At 62.3% G+C, this 15992-nt stretch carries 14 protein-coding genes; 11 read left to right on the top strand and 3 right to left on the bottom strand.

Annotated features, from left to right (window positions below):
• The first annotated feature begins 150 nt into the window (after positions 1-150).
• From GSQ77_RS21245 to GSQ77_RS21205, 9 genes are all read left to right on the top strand, one after another.
• Complete coding sequence (locus GSQ77_RS21245) at positions 151-2037, top strand: methyl-accepting chemotaxis protein (protein WP_158904733.1); 1887 nt, start codon at positions 151-153, stop codon at positions 2035-2037.
• A 279-nt stretch (positions 2038-2316) separates the two neighbouring features.
• Positions 2317-3012: a GntR family transcriptional regulator gene (locus GSQ77_RS21240; RefSeq protein ID WP_158904732.1), complete on the top strand. Its 696-nt coding sequence runs from the start codon at positions 2317-2319 to the stop codon at positions 3010-3012.
• Positions 3013-3167: 155 nt separating this feature from the next.
• Positions 3168-4952, top strand: a complete 1785-nt coding sequence (gene ilvD / locus GSQ77_RS21235; RefSeq protein WP_158904731.1) for a dihydroxy-acid dehydratase — start codon at positions 3168-3170, stop codon at positions 4950-4952.
• On the top strand, positions 4949-5848 hold the full coding sequence (locus GSQ77_RS21230) for an NAD(P)-dependent oxidoreductase (protein WP_158906432.1): 900 nt from the start codon (positions 4949-4951) through the stop codon (positions 5846-5848). Before ilvD ends, GSQ77_RS21230 begins: the two co-directional genes overlap by 4 nt.
• The gene (locus GSQ77_RS21225; protein WP_158904730.1) at positions 5845-6627 is read left to right on the top strand and encodes a hydroxypyruvate isomerase family protein; all 783 of its coding nucleotides are present in this window, start codon (positions 5845-5847) and stop codon (positions 6625-6627) included. Before GSQ77_RS21230 ends, GSQ77_RS21225 begins: the two co-directional genes overlap by 4 nt.
• Positions 6624-7586, top strand: coding sequence for an NAD-dependent epimerase/dehydratase family protein (locus tag GSQ77_RS21220; RefSeq protein ID WP_158904729.1), 963 nt, complete (start codon positions 6624-6626; stop codon positions 7584-7586). The genes GSQ77_RS21225 and GSQ77_RS21220 overlap by 4 nt, the downstream gene beginning before the upstream one ends.
• 131 nt (positions 7587-7717) lie before the next feature.
• A complete protein-coding gene (locus GSQ77_RS21215; protein WP_158904728.1) occupies positions 7718-9031 on the top strand; it encodes an MFS transporter in 1314 nt (437 codons plus the stop codon).
• Positions 9032-9090: 59 nt separating this feature from the next.
• Entirely contained in the window at positions 9091-9627 is a 537-nt protein-coding gene (locus GSQ77_RS21210) for a sigma-70 family RNA polymerase sigma factor (RefSeq protein ID WP_158904727.1), read from the top strand.
• Positions 9627-10466 carry an anti-sigma factor gene (locus tag GSQ77_RS21205; RefSeq protein ID WP_158904726.1) on the top strand — a complete coding sequence of 280 codons (840 nt, stop codon included), beginning with the start codon at positions 9627-9629 and terminating at the stop codon, positions 10464-10466. The genes GSQ77_RS21210 and GSQ77_RS21205 overlap by 1 nt, the downstream gene beginning before the upstream one ends.
• Here the strand turns inward: GSQ77_RS21205 and GSQ77_RS21200 are convergent.
• Positions 10435-12960, bottom strand: coding sequence for a heavy metal translocating P-type ATPase (locus GSQ77_RS21200; RefSeq protein ID WP_158904725.1), 2526 nt, complete (start codon positions 12958-12960; stop codon positions 10435-10437). The two genes, GSQ77_RS21205 and GSQ77_RS21200, sit on opposite strands and share 32 nt — an antisense overlap.
• Positions 12961-13042: 82 nt before the next feature.
• Positions 13043-13243, bottom strand: coding sequence for a heavy-metal-associated domain-containing protein (locus tag GSQ77_RS21195; protein WP_158904724.1), 201 nt, complete (start codon positions 13241-13243; stop codon positions 13043-13045).
• 90 nt (positions 13244-13333) lie between these two features.
• Here GSQ77_RS21195 and GSQ77_RS21190 point away from each other — a divergent pair, with 90 nt between their 5' ends.
• Positions 13334-13483 (top strand): hypothetical protein, encoded by a 150-nt coding sequence (locus tag GSQ77_RS21190; RefSeq protein ID WP_158904723.1) that lies wholly within the window; start codon positions 13334-13336, stop codon positions 13481-13483.
• Here the strand turns inward: GSQ77_RS21190 and cueR are convergent.
• Positions 13477-13872 (bottom strand): Cu(I)-responsive transcriptional regulator, encoded by a 396-nt coding sequence (gene cueR, locus GSQ77_RS21185; RefSeq protein WP_158904722.1) that lies wholly within the window; start codon positions 13870-13872, stop codon positions 13477-13479. The genes GSQ77_RS21190 and cueR overlap by 7 nt on opposite strands.
• 220 nt (positions 13873-14092) lie before the next feature.
• Here cueR and GSQ77_RS21180 point away from each other — a divergent pair, with 220 nt between their 5' ends.
• A complete protein-coding gene (locus GSQ77_RS21180) occupies positions 14093-15934 on the top strand; it encodes a DUF4153 domain-containing protein (protein WP_158904721.1) in 1842 nt (613 codons plus the stop codon).
• Positions 15935-15992 lie beyond the last annotated feature (58 nt).

The following is a 15992-nucleotide window of genomic DNA, read 5'->3' as shown; positions in this document are numbered from 1 at the left end:
GACGAGCCCGCGCCGAAATTCTGCCACGAAAATAGTGTGCCGGGCACGGCCTCGCTCCTAAAGAATTGTCGCGAAGTTGCCGTTAAGCCGGTTATACGCTTGCCCGCTCTACGGCGTATGGCTCGTTACCCTGAGATTTGGAGTTGGAATATGAATCAAGCTCGCCTGAGCTCCCGTCTGTGGTTGGCGCTTACCGTGATGTGCATCGGGATTTTCGCAATCTCCGGCTGGGGCGCGTATCAGGCCCGACAGAGCATGATCGACGGCAGCAAGGCCGAGCTGAAAAATATCGTCAGCGTGGCCTACGGCGTGGTCGACCATTATCAGTCGTTGGCGAGCGCCGGCAAGATGCCGCTGGACCAGGCTCAGCGTAATGCGCTGGACGACCTGCGCGTCATGCACTATGACGGATCGGGCGGCTACCTCATCGTAGTCGACCCGCACTCCAAAGTCTTGATGCATGGTGTGCGCGCCGATCTCGAAGGCAAGGATATGAGCGGCTTCACCGATCCGCAGGGCCGCCATGTGTTCAGCGACTCCGTCGATCTCGCTCACAGCAGCGGCGAAGGTTACAAGGATCTGCTGTTCCTCAAGCCGGTCACCAACGTGATGGCGCCCAAGATCAATTACGTCCGACTCTACCGTCCGTGGGACTGGACGCTAGAAACGGGCGTTTTCACCGACGATATCGATCACGCTTTTTACGGCCTGCTGATCCAGTATGCGCTTGCCGGCGGGTTGTTGTGCGTTGTGATTTCGGCGCTGATGATACTGATCGCGCGCAATATCCATGCACTGCTGGGGGGCGAGCCCAGTTACGCGGCCGACGTGGTGACGCGTATTGCAGACGGCGAACTGAACCTGGTGGTGGCGACTCGACCTGGCGACACGGTCAGCATGCTGGCGGCGCTGCAGCGCATGCAGCAAAAGCTGGTGCAGACGATCGGTCAGATCCGCGACGGTGCCGGCGAGATTACCCAGGCCGCGCGCGAGATTGCCGCCGGCAATTCGGATTTGTCGAGCCGCACCGAACAACAGGCGGCGTCGATCAGCGAAACCGCATCGAGCATGGAGCAGCTCACCGCCACCGTGCAGCAAAATGCCGACAACGCGCGTCAGGCGAGCCAACTGGCCCGTAATGCGTCCGAGACCGCCGAGCGCGGTGGCAGCGTGGTAGGCGAAGTGGTCGAGACGATGCAGGACATTTCGGTGTCGTCGAACAAGATCGTCGAGATCATCAGCGTGATCGAAGGCATTGCCTTTCAGACGAATATCCTGGCGCTCAACGCGGCGGTGGAAGCTGCGCGGGCGGGTGAAGAAGGGCGCGGCTTTGCCGTGGTGGCGGGCGAGGTGCGCACGCTGGCGCAACGCAGCGCTTCGGCGGCCAAGGAAATCAAAGGCTTGATCGAAGAGTCGGCCGGCAGGATAGAAACAGGCGCGCAGCTCGTGACGCGCGCGGGTACCACCATTGCGGACGTGGTGGTTGCGGTGCGTCGAGTCAACGACATCATGGGCGAAATCAGCGCGGCCTCGGAGGAACAATCGAGTGGCATCGGCCAGGTGAACCAGGCGGTGGCGAACATGGACGAAACGACGCAGCGCAACGCGGCACTGGTCGAAGAAGCATCCGCGTCGGCCGCCGTGCTGACGGTGCAGACCGCCAAGCTTGAAGAGGCGATCGCCGTGTTCAAGCTCGACGGGCAAGCTGCTGTGGCCGCGCCGACGCGCGCGGTGCAAGCGACGCGTCCTGCAGGCACGCCTGCCGCGGTGCGGCGTGGCATGGGGCATAAGCCATCGGTGTTGGGCCGAGCGCGCACCGGTGCGGCAAGCACAGCGGCTGCGGCCGGCACAGTGAGCGCGGTGACCGAGGCGCATCGATCTGGCGCCGAGGTACAGCCGCCTCGGGCGGTAGAGGCCGCCGCCCGACCAGCCGCCCGACCCTCGGCGGCGCCGAAGGGCGCGTCGATCGCGCCATTAGCCGTGTCGCCCAAACTGGCGGCTAAAGCTGGATCGGACGACGACTGGGAGACGTTTTAAGCCCCAGCGAGGCCCCGAGCGCCAGTCCAATATCGGGCTGGCGCGCACATCGCATTTCATCGCATCGCCAAAATCCCCCCGCTTCACGCAAACCCTGATTGTCGGCGTCTGTCATCGTCGGCAAAATGATCTTTGATCAAAAATCAAACGTGCCTCGGACGATGGGTTTGGCCTATGCCTGAACCCGGCCGGAGCACAGAGGGAGACGACGATGTACCTGAACGCGCATCACGACGCGGCATATGGTTTGCCTTGCGGCAAGTGGCTCGTGGGGCTGATATGTCGATAAACCCATCGTCTGCATTCAAGCCGATCGAGCACACGTCGATCAATGAAGCGGTCTATCGGACCATCCGCGATCGCTTGATGTGCGGTGAATATCGCGCAGGCGAAGTGCTGGGCATACAGGAGCTGGCAGACGCGCTTGCCGTCAGTACCATGCCCGTGCGCGAGGCGCTGCGCCGTCTCGCGACTCACGGGGCGATCGAACCGATGAAAAGCCGTTCGCTGCGGGTGCCCTTGATTACGCCGGAGCGCCTGGAGGACATACGCCGCGTGCGCGTGCTGATCGAAGGTGCGGCCACCGAGTGGGCGACACCGCGCTTGTCCGTGGCGCAGATTCGCTTGCTGCGCAAGCTCGCCGACGAGATCGAGGGCACCTTGCAATCGCCGCGTGCAGCCAGCGAAGGCCTGCAGCGTAATCAGGTGTTCCACTTCACCATTTATCGTGCGGCAGGTTCGCCGGTAAGTATGGCGACGATAGAAAGCCTGTGGCTGCAATCGGGACCGTACTTGCGCGCGGCGCGCGAGCTCATGCATACCGAGGCCAGCCGTCCCCTGAACGAACCACACGCCCAGATCGTCGACGCCATCGAACGCGGTGACGCCGTGGCTGCACGCGCCGCGCTCGAGCGCGATATCTGCTGGGCGTTCGATCATCTGCAGCCGTCGGTGGCGCGCATCGAGTCTGCATGAATTGGCCCACATGAATTGTCCGCCTGCGTTGGCGACATGACTCGGCCACGTGAGCTGCCCACATAAGGCGTTCGCCTAAATCGACCCACGCCGCCGCGGCTGAGAGAAACACTGAGAAACATCGCCTAATGAATGGGCGTAAAGGAAGCTCGAAAATGTCCCTGCACAAACACCGCTCCAAAATGGTGACCGACGGCGTGACGCGTGCGCCGCATCGCGCTTTTTTGCGCGCCACCGGGCTCGATGACGAAGCGATGCAGAAGTCGTTTGTCGGCATCGTCAGCACCGCCGGTGAAAATACCCCGTGTTCGATGTCGCTCGGACCGCAGGCTGAAAACGCCAAGCTCGGTGTGGCCGCGGGTGGTGGCGTGCCGATCGCGTTTTCGACCGTGTCGGTGTCCGACGGCACCTCGATGAATCATGCCGGCATGCGCATGAGCCTGCTCTCGCGTGAGCTGGTGGCCGACAGCATCGAGCTGGTGGTGCGCGGACACGCCTACGACGCGCTGGTCGGTTTCGCCGGCTGCGACAAGACCTTGCCCGGCGTGATGATGGGGATGGTGCGCGTCAATGTGCCGTCGGTATTCATCTACGGCGGCGCGATGCTACCGGGCACCGGCACCGATGGTCGGGAGATCACGATACTCGACACGATAGAAGCGGTCGGGCGTTTCCAGGCCGGCGCCATCACCGCGGAGGAATTCTCGGCGATCGAGCATGCGTGTTCGCCGACCGCGGGCGCCTGCCCGGGCCAATTCACGGCCAACACCATGGCGATGGTGGCCGAAGCGCTGGGATTGTCGCCGCTGGGCTCGGCCATGATGCCGGCGGTCTATAGCGAGCGGATCGCGCTGGCGCGTCGCGCCGGCGAAACCGTGATGAAGATCCTCAACGCGGGTGGCCCGTTGCCGCGCGATCTGGTTACGCGCAAGAGTTGCGAGAACGCGTGCGCAGCGGTCGCGGCCACCGGCGGTTCGACCAATGCGGCGTTGCATATCCCGGCGATCGCTCACGAGGCCGGCATCAGCTTCACGCTCGCCGATGTGGCCGCCGTGTTCAGCCGTACGCCGCTCATTGCCGACCTGCAGCCGGGCGGACGTTACCTCGCGCGCGACTTGCATCATGTGGGCGGCGTTCCTGCCGTGCTCAAAGCGTTGCTCAAGGCCGGTTATTTGCACGGCGACGTACTCACGCTGACGGGCCAGACGCTCGAAGAAGCGTTGCGCGACGTGCGCGAACCCGATGGCCTCGTGGTGCGCAGTTGCGAGCACGCGCTGCACGACAGTGGCGGCGTCGTGGTGCTGAAAGGCAACCTCGTGCCCGACGGTGCATTACTCAAAATCGCCGGCCTCAAATCGCTGCAATTCACGGGCCGTGCGCGTCTGTTTGAAAACGAAGAGGCCTGCATGAAGGTGGTCTCGGCGCGCGATTATCGTGAAGGCGACGTGCTGGTGATACGCAACGAAGGCCCCAAAGGCGGGCCGGGCATGCGCGAGATGCTCAGCGTCACGGCGGCCATTTACGGCCAAGGCATGGGCGAGAAGGTTGCCTTGCTGACCGATGGCCGGTTTTCGGGTGCAACGCGCGGTATGTGTATCGGCTACGCGGGACCGGAAGCGGTGCTGGGCGGCCCGATTGCGCTACTCAAGGACGGCGACGTCATCGTGATCGATGCCGCAACCAACACGCTGCGCGTCGAGCTCTCGGACGCTGAACTGGAGACACGTCGCGCAGCGTGGCGGCCGGTCGCGCGCGCGTCGCTGGGCGGCGCGCTGGAGAAGTACGAAAAATTGGTGGGACCCGCCAAACACGGTGCGGTCACGCATTCGGGCGGTGTCGTGTGGCCGTATGAGACGCCGGAGGCCGATGGCACAGCCGGTGCTCCTCAAGCACATGGCGCCAACAACGCCAACAACGCCAATAACCCAAACAAGGGCTGAACGTGAAAATAGGATTTTGCGGACCGGGCCTGATGGGCGCGCCTATGGTACGTCGCCTGCTTGCGGCGGGCCACGAGGTACATGTCTGGAATCGCACCGTCGCCAAGCTCGCACCTTTGGCCGAGGCCGGCGCGATCATCGAAGCGACGCCTGCCGCGCTGGCGGCTCAGAGCGTCGCGATTTGCATGTGCCTGCTCGATGCCGCGGCGGTCGAATCGGTGGTGTTCGGACCGGCGGGCATTGCCAGCGTCACCGGTGCGCGTTGGGTGATCGATCATTCGAGCATCGCTCCAGGAGCCACACAAACGTTTGCGAGCCGGCTGATGAAAGCGAACGGCGCTGTCTGGATCGATGCGCCTGTTTCGGGCGGTGTCGCGGGCGCTGCGGCCGGCACCTTGGCGGTGATGGCAGGCGGCCCGGCTGGCGCCATCGCCCAGATCACGCCTTTGCTCACGGCCTATGCGGCACGCGTGACGCATATGGGGCCGGTGGGCGCCGGGCAGGCGACCAAGCTGTGCAACCAGACCATCGTGGCGGCGACGATCGCGGCGATCGGCGAGGCCGTGGGGCTGGCGCGCAACAGCGGGATCGATCCCGCCAAGCTGACCGAGGCGCTTGCCGGCGGCTGGGCCGATTCGAAACTGCTGCAGATTTTTGTGCCGCGCATGACAGCGCCGCCCGAGGTATCGATCGGCGCGCTCGACACCATGCTGAAAGACCTCGATGGCGTAGCAGTGCTGGCACGCGAAAGCGGCACGCCGATGCTGGTCAGCGGCGCTGTGCAACAGGCCTATCGCCTCGCGTCTTCGCTGGGATTGGGCGGGGCCGACTTGTCGGAGATTGCACGCTTGTCGCAACCGGGTGAGCTGAACACGCCAAGGAAATCGACACCATGAAACTAGCCGCCAACCTGACGTTGTTATACGGACATTTGCCGGTGGCCGAGCGTTTTGCGGCTGCGCGTGCCGATGGTTTCGACGCGGTCGAGATTCTATTTCCGTATGACCATCCGCCCGAGTGGTACGCGCAACAACTCGCACAACACGCGCTCAAACTGGTGCTGATCAACACACCGCTCGGAGCGGCGCCACAGGCAAAAGGGTACGCGGCTCAACCCGATTCGGTCGCCGCGTTTCAGACGGGGTTCGAACAGGCGCAGGCCGTATGCGCGGCATGTGGCTGCGGCGCAATTCATGTGATGGCGGGCATGCGCCGTGGCGAGTTCGAGTACGCTGCGCAGCGCGCCACGCTTCAGGACAATCTCACGTGGGCCCAGTCTCGTTCGCCCGACTTGGTGTTGCTGCTAGAAGCGCTGAACCGGGCCGATTCGCCCGGTTATTTCTATCACGTGCCTGGCGCCGCGCTTGAAATCGTGCGAGCGCTGAATACGCCACGCGTTCGGCTGCAATTCGACCTCTACCATGCCATGCGGGAAAGCCTGGATCTGCGCGCCGAGCTTGCCGCGGCACTGCCGTGGACCCATCACGTGCAAGTCGCGGGCGTGCCGGGGCGCCACGAACCCGATCTCTCGGAACCATCGCTGCAACAGGCTTTCGCAGATCTGGCCGCGGCCGGTTACGCGGGCTATGTCGGTTGCGAATACCGGCCGCGCGGCCTACCGTCCGATGGACTCGGTTGGCGCACAGTGTTAATCCAACGGGGATGGCTGCAATGAATATACTAATTACGGGCGCAAACGGCTATATCGGCCGTGCCCTGGTGCGACGCCTGCTCAGCGTCGGCGCTACGGGTCCAGGACAAACGCCATTCACCCAGCTCACGCTGGTCGACTTGCGCTTCGATGCAGCGGAGCTCGCCGACGATGCGCGCGTGCATTGCGTCGCCGGCAGCATTGCCGATGCGCGGGTTCGCACCGAAGCGCTCGCGCAGCCGGTCGACCTGTTGTTTCATCTGGCCGGTATCACGAGCCGGCAAGCCGAAGCCGATTTCGAGCTGGGCCACAGTGTCAACCTCGAAGCCAGCATCCATCTGTTCGAAGGCTTGCGCCGTCAGGCACGCGGTGCGCGCGTGGTGTACTCCAGCTCGATCGCGGTATTTGGCGCACCGATGCCCGATCACATCGACGACGACACGCCGCTGATGCCGGCCCTGAGTTACGGGGCGCAAAAGCAGATTGGCGAAATCCTGTTGGCCGACTATAGCCGCCGCAACTGGCTCGACACTCGCTCGTTGCGGCTGCCGGGCATCGTCGCAAGGCCGCTCGTGCAGGGTGGCGCATTGTCCGCGTTCAACTCCGATTTGATCCGCGCATTGGCCACAGGTCAGCGCTACACCTGCCCGGTGTCCGCGCAGGCGACCTTGTGGCTGATGTCGCTGCAACGCTGCGTCGACAATCTGCTGCACGCAGCGGTGGTCCCCGGCGCTGCATTTGCCGCTGAGCGGCGCGCATTCACGCTGCCGGCGTTACACACTTCGGTCGCGTGCCTGGTCGATGCGCTTGCACACGAGTTTGGCACTGGCGTACGCGAATTGATTCGCTACGAGCCGGATGCGCAGCTCGAAGCGCAATTCGGCCGGCTTCCGCCGCTGGCCACGCCGTGCGCCGATCGTCTGGGTTTTCGTCACGACGGCGACTTGAGTCAATTGATACGTGCAGTGTTGGTCGATCTCTGAATCGCAATGCCGCAATCCAGCGCAACTGACCAGAACAGACCCGAACAGAAAGCCGCCGCCGGGTGACTAGCCCGCGTCGAGCTCATGCCATCTCAGTCCACCATCAAATAAGCCGGGCCAAGGAGATCACCATGTCGAGTTTTGAATCCACCAGAACACTGCCGGGCGCATCGGCGCGCCTGACGGCCGGGCAGTGGCGCATGATCGTGCTGGCAAGCCTGGGCGGCGCGCTGGAGTTCTACGATTTCGTCGTCTACGGCATTTTTGCGCAATATATCGGGCAAGCGTTTTTCCCGATGCACGATCCTATCGTTGGCTTGGTGCTGTCGTTTGCGGTATTTGCGATCGGCTATCTGTCGCGCCCGGTGGGCGGGGTGGTGCTGAGTTATTTTGGTGACAGATACGGGCGCCGCAGAGTATTCATCGTCTCGGTGATCGTGGTGTCGCTGTCCACCATCGGCATGGGATTGATACCGACCTACGCCACGTGGGGCATCGGTGCGACCATGCTGATGGTGCTGCTGCGCTTGATCCAGGGCTTTTGCCTGGGCGGCGAGTTGCCGGGGTCGATCACCTATGTGGTCGAAACCGTACCTCGACGCGCAGGGCTGGTGTGCGGCATCGTGTTCTTTTGCGTAAACTCAGGTGTGGCGCTGGCCGCGGTGGTGAATCTGGGCGTGCATACGTTTCTTACCGGCGACGATATCGCGACCTACGGCTGGCGTATCGGGTTTCTGTTTGGCGGCGTGATCGGCTTGCTTAGCTTCTGGTTGCGTCGCAAACTCGAGGAGACGCCCGAATTTGCGCAGATGAAGCATCTGGCCGCCAAGCATCCGCTGGCCGAATTGCTGCGCGACCACTGGCGCCCGGTGTTGCTCGGTATCGCGACAACGGCGGTGGTGGCCGCATTCAACGGCCTGTTGTTCGCGCATATGCCTGCGTATCTGGTGAAGGTGCTGCATTACGACCCGCAGCGGGTTGCGGTTGCTCAGAACGTTTCGTTGATGGTGATTTCGGTGGGCATTTTGCTCTCCGGCTGGCTCGGCGACAAAGTCCCCCGGCGATTGGTGTTGCGCATTGGTTCGGCGCTGTTGCTGGTGTTGAGTTACCCGTTCTATCTGGCGGCCAGCCATCACAGCCTCGACGTGGTCGTGCTGCTGGTCTTGGCCGGCCTGGCTGCATGCCTGGCCAACGGCACGTTTGCCTGCATCATCGCGGATATGTTCCCGACCCGGGTGCGTTTCAGCGGAGTGGCATTGAGCTTTAACGTGAGCTTCACGGTGTTCAGTGGCACCGCGCCCTTGATCGCGACTTGGCTGATCAGCGCCACCGGCAACACGGCTTCGCCTGCGTATTTCATGGCGGCGTGTGCGGCGTTGGCACTGGTGGCGAGTTTCGGTTTGAAGTCGCTGAGCGGGAAGATCGAGATGGGGATTCGGGAATAAAAACCGCATCCCGGCAGTCTTGTAGATTGGGTAAGCAAGGAAACTCGCGGGAATATGGAATGGCCGATCCGATCGTCGCGCAACGCTTCAAGGCACTTGTACTGCCTCATCTGAATTCGGCCTTCAATCTGGCGCGTTGGCTTACGCGCAACGATCACGACGCGCAGGACGTGGTGCAGGAGGCGTATCTGCGTGCGTACAGGTTTTTCCCGGGGTTTCGCGGTGAGGACCCGCGGTCTTGGTTACTGGCCATCGTGCGCAATACCTTCTACACCTGGTATCAGCAAAATCGTGGGCAGGCATCCGCCACCGTTTTCGATGAGGAGATACACAGCGCCGAGATGGCGGCGCCGCACCCCCATGACAATCCGGAGGCGATGCTGATACGCAGCGAAAGCCAGAAGCGTGTGCATCAGGCATTGCGGGCGTTGCCGCTCGAATTTCGGGAGGTCGTGATGTTGCGGGAGCTGGAGGAGTTGTCGTATAAGCAGATCGCTGCCGTGGTCGGCATTCCGATGGGCACCGTGATGTCGCGTCTCGGGCGCGGTCGTCAGTTGCTCGCGACGCTCCTCGCACCGATGGATCAGGAGGCGTGATGAATCACGAACAGGCGTTGGAATTATTGCCGGGCTATCTCGATGAGGAGCTCAGTTTGTCGGAAGCGCTGGAATTCCAGCGTCATCTGGATAGTTGCGGTGAATGCTCGCAGGTGCTTGCGCAGCACCGCGACGTCAGCGCTCAACTGCGTTCGGCGCAATTGCGGATGGACGCGCCACCCGAATTGGTCAAACGGATCGAGGCCGCGCTGCCGGGTCGCAGTGCGCCATGGGCGCGGCTGGGCGAGCGCTTCAAGGGGCAGGATAACGGAAACAGCAGAAATGTCGGTAGCCGGTGGCTGACGTGGCCGACTTGGGCCACGGCCGGCGTAATGGTGGCAAGCGTGGCCGCGCTCAGTGTGAGCATGAGCCTCTACCTCGCGGTCCCTTCGAGTGAAGACCGTCTGACGCAAGAGGTGGTGGACGATCACATCCGCTCGCTGCAATTCAATCACCTCTCGGACGTGATCTCCACCGACAAGCACACCGTCAAGCCCTGGTTCAACGGCAAGCTCGATTTCGCACCGCCGGTGATCGATCTGGTTCAGCAGGGGTATCCGCTGATCGGTGGCAGGCTGGATTATGTCGATGGGCGCGCGGTCGCGGTCATGGTGTACCGGTACAAGCTGCACCCGATCAACCTGTATGTGTGGCCTAGCAATGGAACCGGCATCGGCACTGGCACGACTCAGCTACGCGAACCCGCTATCCACGAGCGGCAGGGCTATCACTTTGCCCACTGGAGCGCCGGTGGTATGACTTACTGGGCGATTACCGACGCCGGCGAGGACGAATTGCACGGCTTTGTCACGGATTTGCGCGGTCAGTTGTCCTCTTAGGGCGCCACGTCCTCAGCAATAGTGCGTTCGAGATCACGCTCACGCTGCTGAATGCCATCGCGGCGCCTGCTGCCATGGGGCTGAGCAGGCCGAAAGCGGCGAGCGGGATGCCGACCAGGTTGTAGAAGAACGCCCAGAACAAATTCTGGCGGATTTTGGCGTAGGTTCTGCGCGAAATGTCGATGGCGTCGGCGATCAGCTTAGGGTCGCCGCGCATCAGCGTCAGGCCGGCCGCATGCATGGCCACATCGGTGCCGGTGGACATGGCGATGCCCACGTCTGCCGCGGCCAGCGCGGGCGCGTCGTTGATGCCGTCGCCCACCATGCCGACCACCGCGTTGCCGCCGCGCAGAGCCGAGATGACCCGCGCTTTGTCCTCGGGCAATACTTCGGCGTGAACTTCGGTGATGCCCAGTTGCGTGGCGATGCGTTGCGCGCTATGGCGGTTGTCGCCGGTCAGCAGCACGGTCTTGATACCCATCGCGGTCAAACCTCGGATTGCCTCGCCGGCGGACGGTTTGATCGCGTCGCCGAAAGCCATCAGGGCGAGCACGCGCGATTGCGGTGCCGTCTCCACCAGCCACGATACCGTCAAGCCCGATTCGAGCGCGCGCTCGGCGGCCACCCGTAATTCCGGGCTCGGTTCGAGGTGCTTGGCGGCTCGGTCGTCGGCGGGTTCGGCGACTGATCCGGCGTTACGATCGACGCCCGAACTCACGCCCGAACCCACGCCCGGCTCGGCACCTCGCCCACTGAGCCACCGGTCGCTGCCGATAAACAGATCAAGCTGGTCGACCGTGGCGCGTATGCCTTGACCCGGCATCGCTTGAGCGTCGCTCACTGGGCGCAACGACACGCCTTCGGCCTTTGCCGCCTCGATAATGGCCCGTGCAAGCGGGTGTTCGCTGGCCTGTTGGATCGAAGCCGCAAGTTGCAAAGCCGCTTGCCGGGAAACGTGGTCCACCTCGAACACGGCGAGGCTGGGCTTGCCTTCAGTCAGTGTTCCGGTCTTGTCGAAGGCCACCACGCTCATCCGATGCGCGAGTTCAAGCGCTTCTGCGTTCTTGATCAGCACCCCGTGCTGAGCTGCTACACCGGTGCCCGCCATGATCGCCGCCGGTGTGGCCAGACCCAGTGCGCAAGGGCAAGCGATGACCAGCACCGCGACGGCGTTGAGCACCGCCGCCTCAACATTGCCGTTGAAGAACATCCAGCCGATAAAGGTCAAAAGAGCGATGCCCAGTATCACTGGCACGAAAACGGCGCTGACCTTGTCCACCAGACGCTGGATCGGCGCTTTTTCCGCCTGCGCGGATTCGACTAGGCGCACGATTTGCGAGAGCATGGTGTCCGCGCCCACGGCGGCGGTGCGTACCACCAGATAGCCGTTCGCCACGATGGAGCCCGTCACCACGGTGTCGTGTATCTGCTTGAAAACCGGCAGGCTCTCGCCGGTGATCAGCGACTCGTCGAGCTCGCTCTGGCCTTCGAGGATGACGCCATCCACGGGCATCCGCTCGCCGGGGCGAACGATCACGAGATCGCCAAGCCGCACCTGCGATACCGGGGTATCGCGGTCTTCGCCGCCCGTGCGCACCCGCGCCGTTGCCGGCCGCAGCGCGTTGAGCGCCTGGATCGCCGCCATGGTCTTGTGTTTGGCGCGCATCTCCAGCCATTTGCCGAAGCGCACCAGCGTGATGACAACGGCGGAAGCCTCGAAGTACAGATGCGACATGTCGCCGGGGTGCGCCACCATCTCGTACACGCTCAAGCCGTACGCGGCGGAGGTTCCCAACGCGACCAGCAAATCCATATTGCCGGCTTTGGCCCGCACCGCTCTGTAGGCGGCAGTATAGAAGCGCGCGCCGAATACAAACTGGACCAGAGTCGAGAGCGCAAATTGCACCGAAATCGGCAGCATGACTTGCGTGCCCAGAGCCTGGGCCGCCATTGGCACGACCAGTGGCACGGCCAACAGCGCGCATATGACCACGGCGGATATTTCGCTCAGCCCGGGCGAGCGGCGTGCCACCTGATCCGTGTCATCCGAATGCGGCGCAGCTTCGTAGCCGGCCTTCGAGATAGCGGCGATCAGCGCGTCGGCCTCAAGACCGACGCCGCCGACCGTCGCCGTCTGCGTGGCCAGGTTGACCGAGGCTTTGGCCACGCCGGGCACGCGCTGCAATGCTTTTTCGACGCGAGACACGCAGGACGCGCACGTCATGCCCTGCACATCGAGCGTGATCGAGTCCTGCGTCACTGCATAACCGGCACGCTTGACCGCATCGACTATCGTATCCAATGCGACGCTGGCGTCGGTGTCGAGCTGGGCACGTTCGGTCGCAATGTTGACGCTGACGCCGCTCACCCCCGGCACGCCGGCGAGCGCTTTCTCGACGCGGCCGACACAGGATGCGCAGGTCATGCCCTCGATCGGGACAGACCATTGTCGGGCGCGCCCGGGTTCCTGGGGCAATGCGGTGCCGGCTGCCATGTTTGTTCTCCTTTGGTGCAGTGCTGCGTTATTAGCGGGGTGCTAGCGGGTCGTTGGCGAGGCGTTAGCGCGCCGCTTGGGCCTATGGCTGCAGAACCGGGGTGTAGCCCGCTTCGGCGATGGCGTTCAGCACAACTTCGACCGGCGTCGTCGTGGCGGCAACCTTCACGCGCTTGCTTGTAATGTCGATATCGACGTTTGCCGAGGCCGCGACCGCTTTGACCGCCTGGGTAATGCGGCTAGCGCAATGGCCGCATGTCATGTCGTTCACTTCGAATTCCATTTTCGTCGCTCCTTGATAAGGTAAATGAGAGGCAAATGAGTCGGTAAATGAGGTGGCAGATAAGCCGGTAAGTGACTCGATGAATCTAGTATGGACATTCCCATCATGGGAGGGTCAAGGCTTTTTAAGCGAAATATCGAAAATGCCGCATCGCCGGATTTTTTGCCGCTTTCTTTGGCGGTTTTCTTGGGCGATGCCTTGGCCAATTGCTTGCCGATAAATCGCATTTGCGTTCAATGACAGTGGGCCGAGATGCCTTCGAGTATCGGGCACTCGGGCCGAGAGTCGCCGCGGCAGTGCTTGACCAAGTCATCCAGCGTGTCGCGCATCTCCGTGAGTTCACGGATGCGCAGGTTCAGTTCGTCGACGTGCTCGCGCGCCAGCGCTTTCACCTCGCGGCTGGAGCGGCTGCGGTCTTGCCACAAGCTGAGCAGCAGGGCGATCTGCTTCATCGCGAAGCCGAGGCGTCGGGCTTGCTTGATGAAGTGCAGCATGGCCACGTCGTTGGTGGAATACACGCGATAGTTGGATTCCGTACGCGTGGCGGCGGGAATCAAGCCGGCTTCTTCGTAATGACGGATCATTTTTGCCGAGACGCCGGACGCCTTGGCGGCTTCACCGATATTCATCGCGTTTTCTCCTGGAAAGGCAAAAGGGGGCAGGTATGCCGAGTGTGCGCTACAACGTCATTCTCAACCTTACCATAATGGGAAGGTCAAGCCAGGAACATATCCCAGAAAATTCGGGTAGAACCCTCTATGATGACTAGCAAGGCGCTGGAGAATTAAGCGGTGCTAACGTTCTAAATGAATAGGCAGTCTTCGTCGCAACGAGCGTAGGGGCAAGAGCATGCTAAATGACCACGTTGGGCCGGCCCCCGATGGCCACACACTGTCTTCGAAAGCGTTATGGTTGACGCGCCTGGGGATAGGGTTTTTGCAAGGGTACATTCTCTACATCTTGCTCACGGTGATATCGGACGGCAAGGGCATATGGGCCGCGACGCATGGCGTGTACTTCATCCCGTTGCTGCTGGTGAGCTCGTTGATTCCGCCGGTGCTGATTGTCGGGGTGGGTCACCTGCCGCGGCTCAGGCTGCTTTTATGGTGCGCGCTATTGGCCGCGGTCGTGGCCGCCTTGGGATACAACGACGCGTGGCGCGTCATGGACCTGCAGGCCCTGGCGACACGGGAGGATCTCTCGTTCACGATGGATCCGCCCTCGTTTGAAGTCAGCCTTTTTAGCGCTGTATTTGTATTTATTGGCTACGCGCTGATTAGTGCCGGTGAAGCGACGCATCGGTGGCTGGCACCGTATGAATCGTATTTCGAATCCAGTTGGAAACTGGCGCTGCAGATCGGCCTGTCGCTGATGTTTGCCGGCGTCTTTTTTCTTATTCTCGTGCTCGGCGCCAACTTGTTCATGCTGCTGAAGCTAAATTTTCTGCGCGATCTGCTCGATCGGTTGTGGTTCAACGTTCCGGTACTTGCCATGACCTTCGCAACCGGTCTGCATATCACGGACGTGCGGCCCAATATCATTCGCGACATCAGGACGCTGCTGCTTACGCTCTTGTCGTGGCTGTTGCCCCTGCTGGTGCTGATCGTCGCGGGATTCTTGCTGAGCTTGCCGGTGACGGGCCTCGCGCCGCTATGGGAAACCCGCCATGCGACAGCTCTGCTGCTGGGCGTCGCGGCGCTGGAGATCGTGTTGATCAACGCGACATACAAGAACGGGATGGAGGCGAGCGGGGGCGAAGCGGACACCGTGCCTCGCATCCTGCGCCTGTGTGCCCGTCTCGCTTGCCTGATGTTGCTGGCGTTGGTTGCGCTGGCGGTCTATGCGCTGAAGCTGCGTATCGATCAATATGGTTGGACGATCAGCCGCGTTTCGGGCGCTGCGTGCGCGCTAGTTGCGCTTTGTTACGCGCTTGGATATGCATGGGCAGCGTTGGAGCGCAGTGGTTGGCTCAAGCGCGTAGCGTCGACCAATGTCCTGACCAGCTACATTACGCTCGCGTTGCTGGTTGCGTTGTTTACACCGATTGCCGACCCGGCGCGGTTGGCCGTGGCCAGCCAGGTCGACAGGTTGTTGTCCGGGCGCATTGCACCGGATGAATTCGATTTCCGTTTCCTGCGTTTTCAGTCGACAGTCTATGGCCGCAATGCGTTGGCGCGGTTGCAGTCAACCTCTGTTGGACCCAATGCAGCCGCCATCAGGGACAGGAGCCTAGAAACGGAGCAACTGATCGACACGGAGAAATCCGGTCCGCACGTCGTCAATGTCGTGCATAACATCGATGTGCGCACGCCGGGGCAGAACCTGCCGCCATCGTTCATGGCCAACGACTGGAAAAACGTCAAGGGTTGGCCCTGGAGGGTGCCGTCGTGCTTAAGTACAGAGGGCGACAAGTGCGATGCGTATCTTGTCCGGCTAAGCGGCGACGGCCGGCAGAACATATTATTGCTGGCACCGCGAGGCAGTGAGGGCACGTTATTCGATCAAGACGCTGCCGGTACGTGGCAAGTGCTAGGCAGGCTCAAGATCCCGCCTGGCTGCGTGGAGGAGCGCGCGGCCTTGATGCAGGGGTCTTATAAGGCGGTGCCACCGCTCTTGCCGGACCTCGAAATCAACGGACGGCGCATACGTGTGGAAGCCGCCGCCTCGGAGCCCCTTGAGTGCAAACGATGATCTACGCTTACTGCGAGCCATCCGTGCACTGCCACTCGCCCTTGTGGCGCCTGGTGCC

Origin of the sequence: Burkholderia sp. L27(2015) (assembly GCF_009765705.1) — a bacterium.
In the GTDB taxonomy this organism is placed as follows: Bacteria; Pseudomonadota; Gammaproteobacteria; order Burkholderiales; family Burkholderiaceae; genus LMUX01.
The sequence above is the reverse complement of the archived record's forward strand: the minus strand, read 5'-3'. Positions and strand labels throughout refer to the sequence as shown.

What these genes read in the sequence shown, in the direction of transcription:
- GSQ77_RS21245 (WP_158904733.1), top strand. Translation starts at nt 151, where the DNA reads ATGAATCAAGCTCGCCTGAGCTCCCGTCTGTGGTTGGCGCTTACCGTG.
- GSQ77_RS21240 (WP_158904732.1), top strand. Translation starts at nt 2,317, where the DNA reads ATGTCGATAAACCCATCGTCTGCATTCAAGCCGATCGAGCACACGTCG.
- ilvD (WP_158904731.1), top strand. Translation starts at nt 3,168, where the DNA reads ATGTCCCTGCACAAACACCGCTCCAAAATGGTGACCGACGGCGTGACG.
- GSQ77_RS21225 (WP_158904730.1), top strand. Translation starts at nt 5,845, where the DNA reads ATGAAACTAGCCGCCAACCTGACGTTGTTATACGGACATTTGCCGGTG.
- GSQ77_RS21220 (WP_158904729.1), top strand. Translation starts at nt 6,624, where the DNA reads ATGAATATACTAATTACGGGCGCAAACGGCTATATCGGCCGTGCCCTG.
- GSQ77_RS21215 (WP_158904728.1), top strand. Translation starts at nt 7,718, where the DNA reads ATGTCGAGTTTTGAATCCACCAGAACACTGCCGGGCGCATCGGCGCGC.
- GSQ77_RS21210 (WP_158904727.1), top strand. Translation starts at nt 9,091, where the DNA reads ATGGCCGATCCGATCGTCGCGCAACGCTTCAAGGCACTTGTACTGCCT.
- GSQ77_RS21205 (WP_158904726.1), top strand. Translation starts at nt 9,627, where the DNA reads ATGAATCACGAACAGGCGTTGGAATTATTGCCGGGCTATCTCGATGAG.
- GSQ77_RS21200 (WP_158904725.1), bottom strand. Translation starts at nt 12,960, where the DNA reads ATGGCAGCCGGCACCGCATTGCCCCAGGAACCCGGGCGCGCCCGACAA.
- GSQ77_RS21195 (WP_158904724.1), bottom strand. Translation starts at nt 13,243, where the DNA reads ATGGAATTCGAAGTGAACGACATGACATGCGGCCATTGCGCTAGCCGC.
- GSQ77_RS21190 (WP_158904723.1), top strand. Translation starts at nt 13,334, where the DNA reads ATGGACATTCCCATCATGGGAGGGTCAAGGCTTTTTAAGCGAAATATC.
- cueR (WP_158904722.1), bottom strand. Translation starts at nt 13,872, where the DNA reads ATGAATATCGGTGAAGCCGCCAAGGCGTCCGGCGTCTCGGCAAAAATG.
- GSQ77_RS21180 (WP_158904721.1), top strand. Translation starts at nt 14,093, where the DNA reads ATGCTAAATGACCACGTTGGGCCGGCCCCCGATGGCCACACACTGTCT.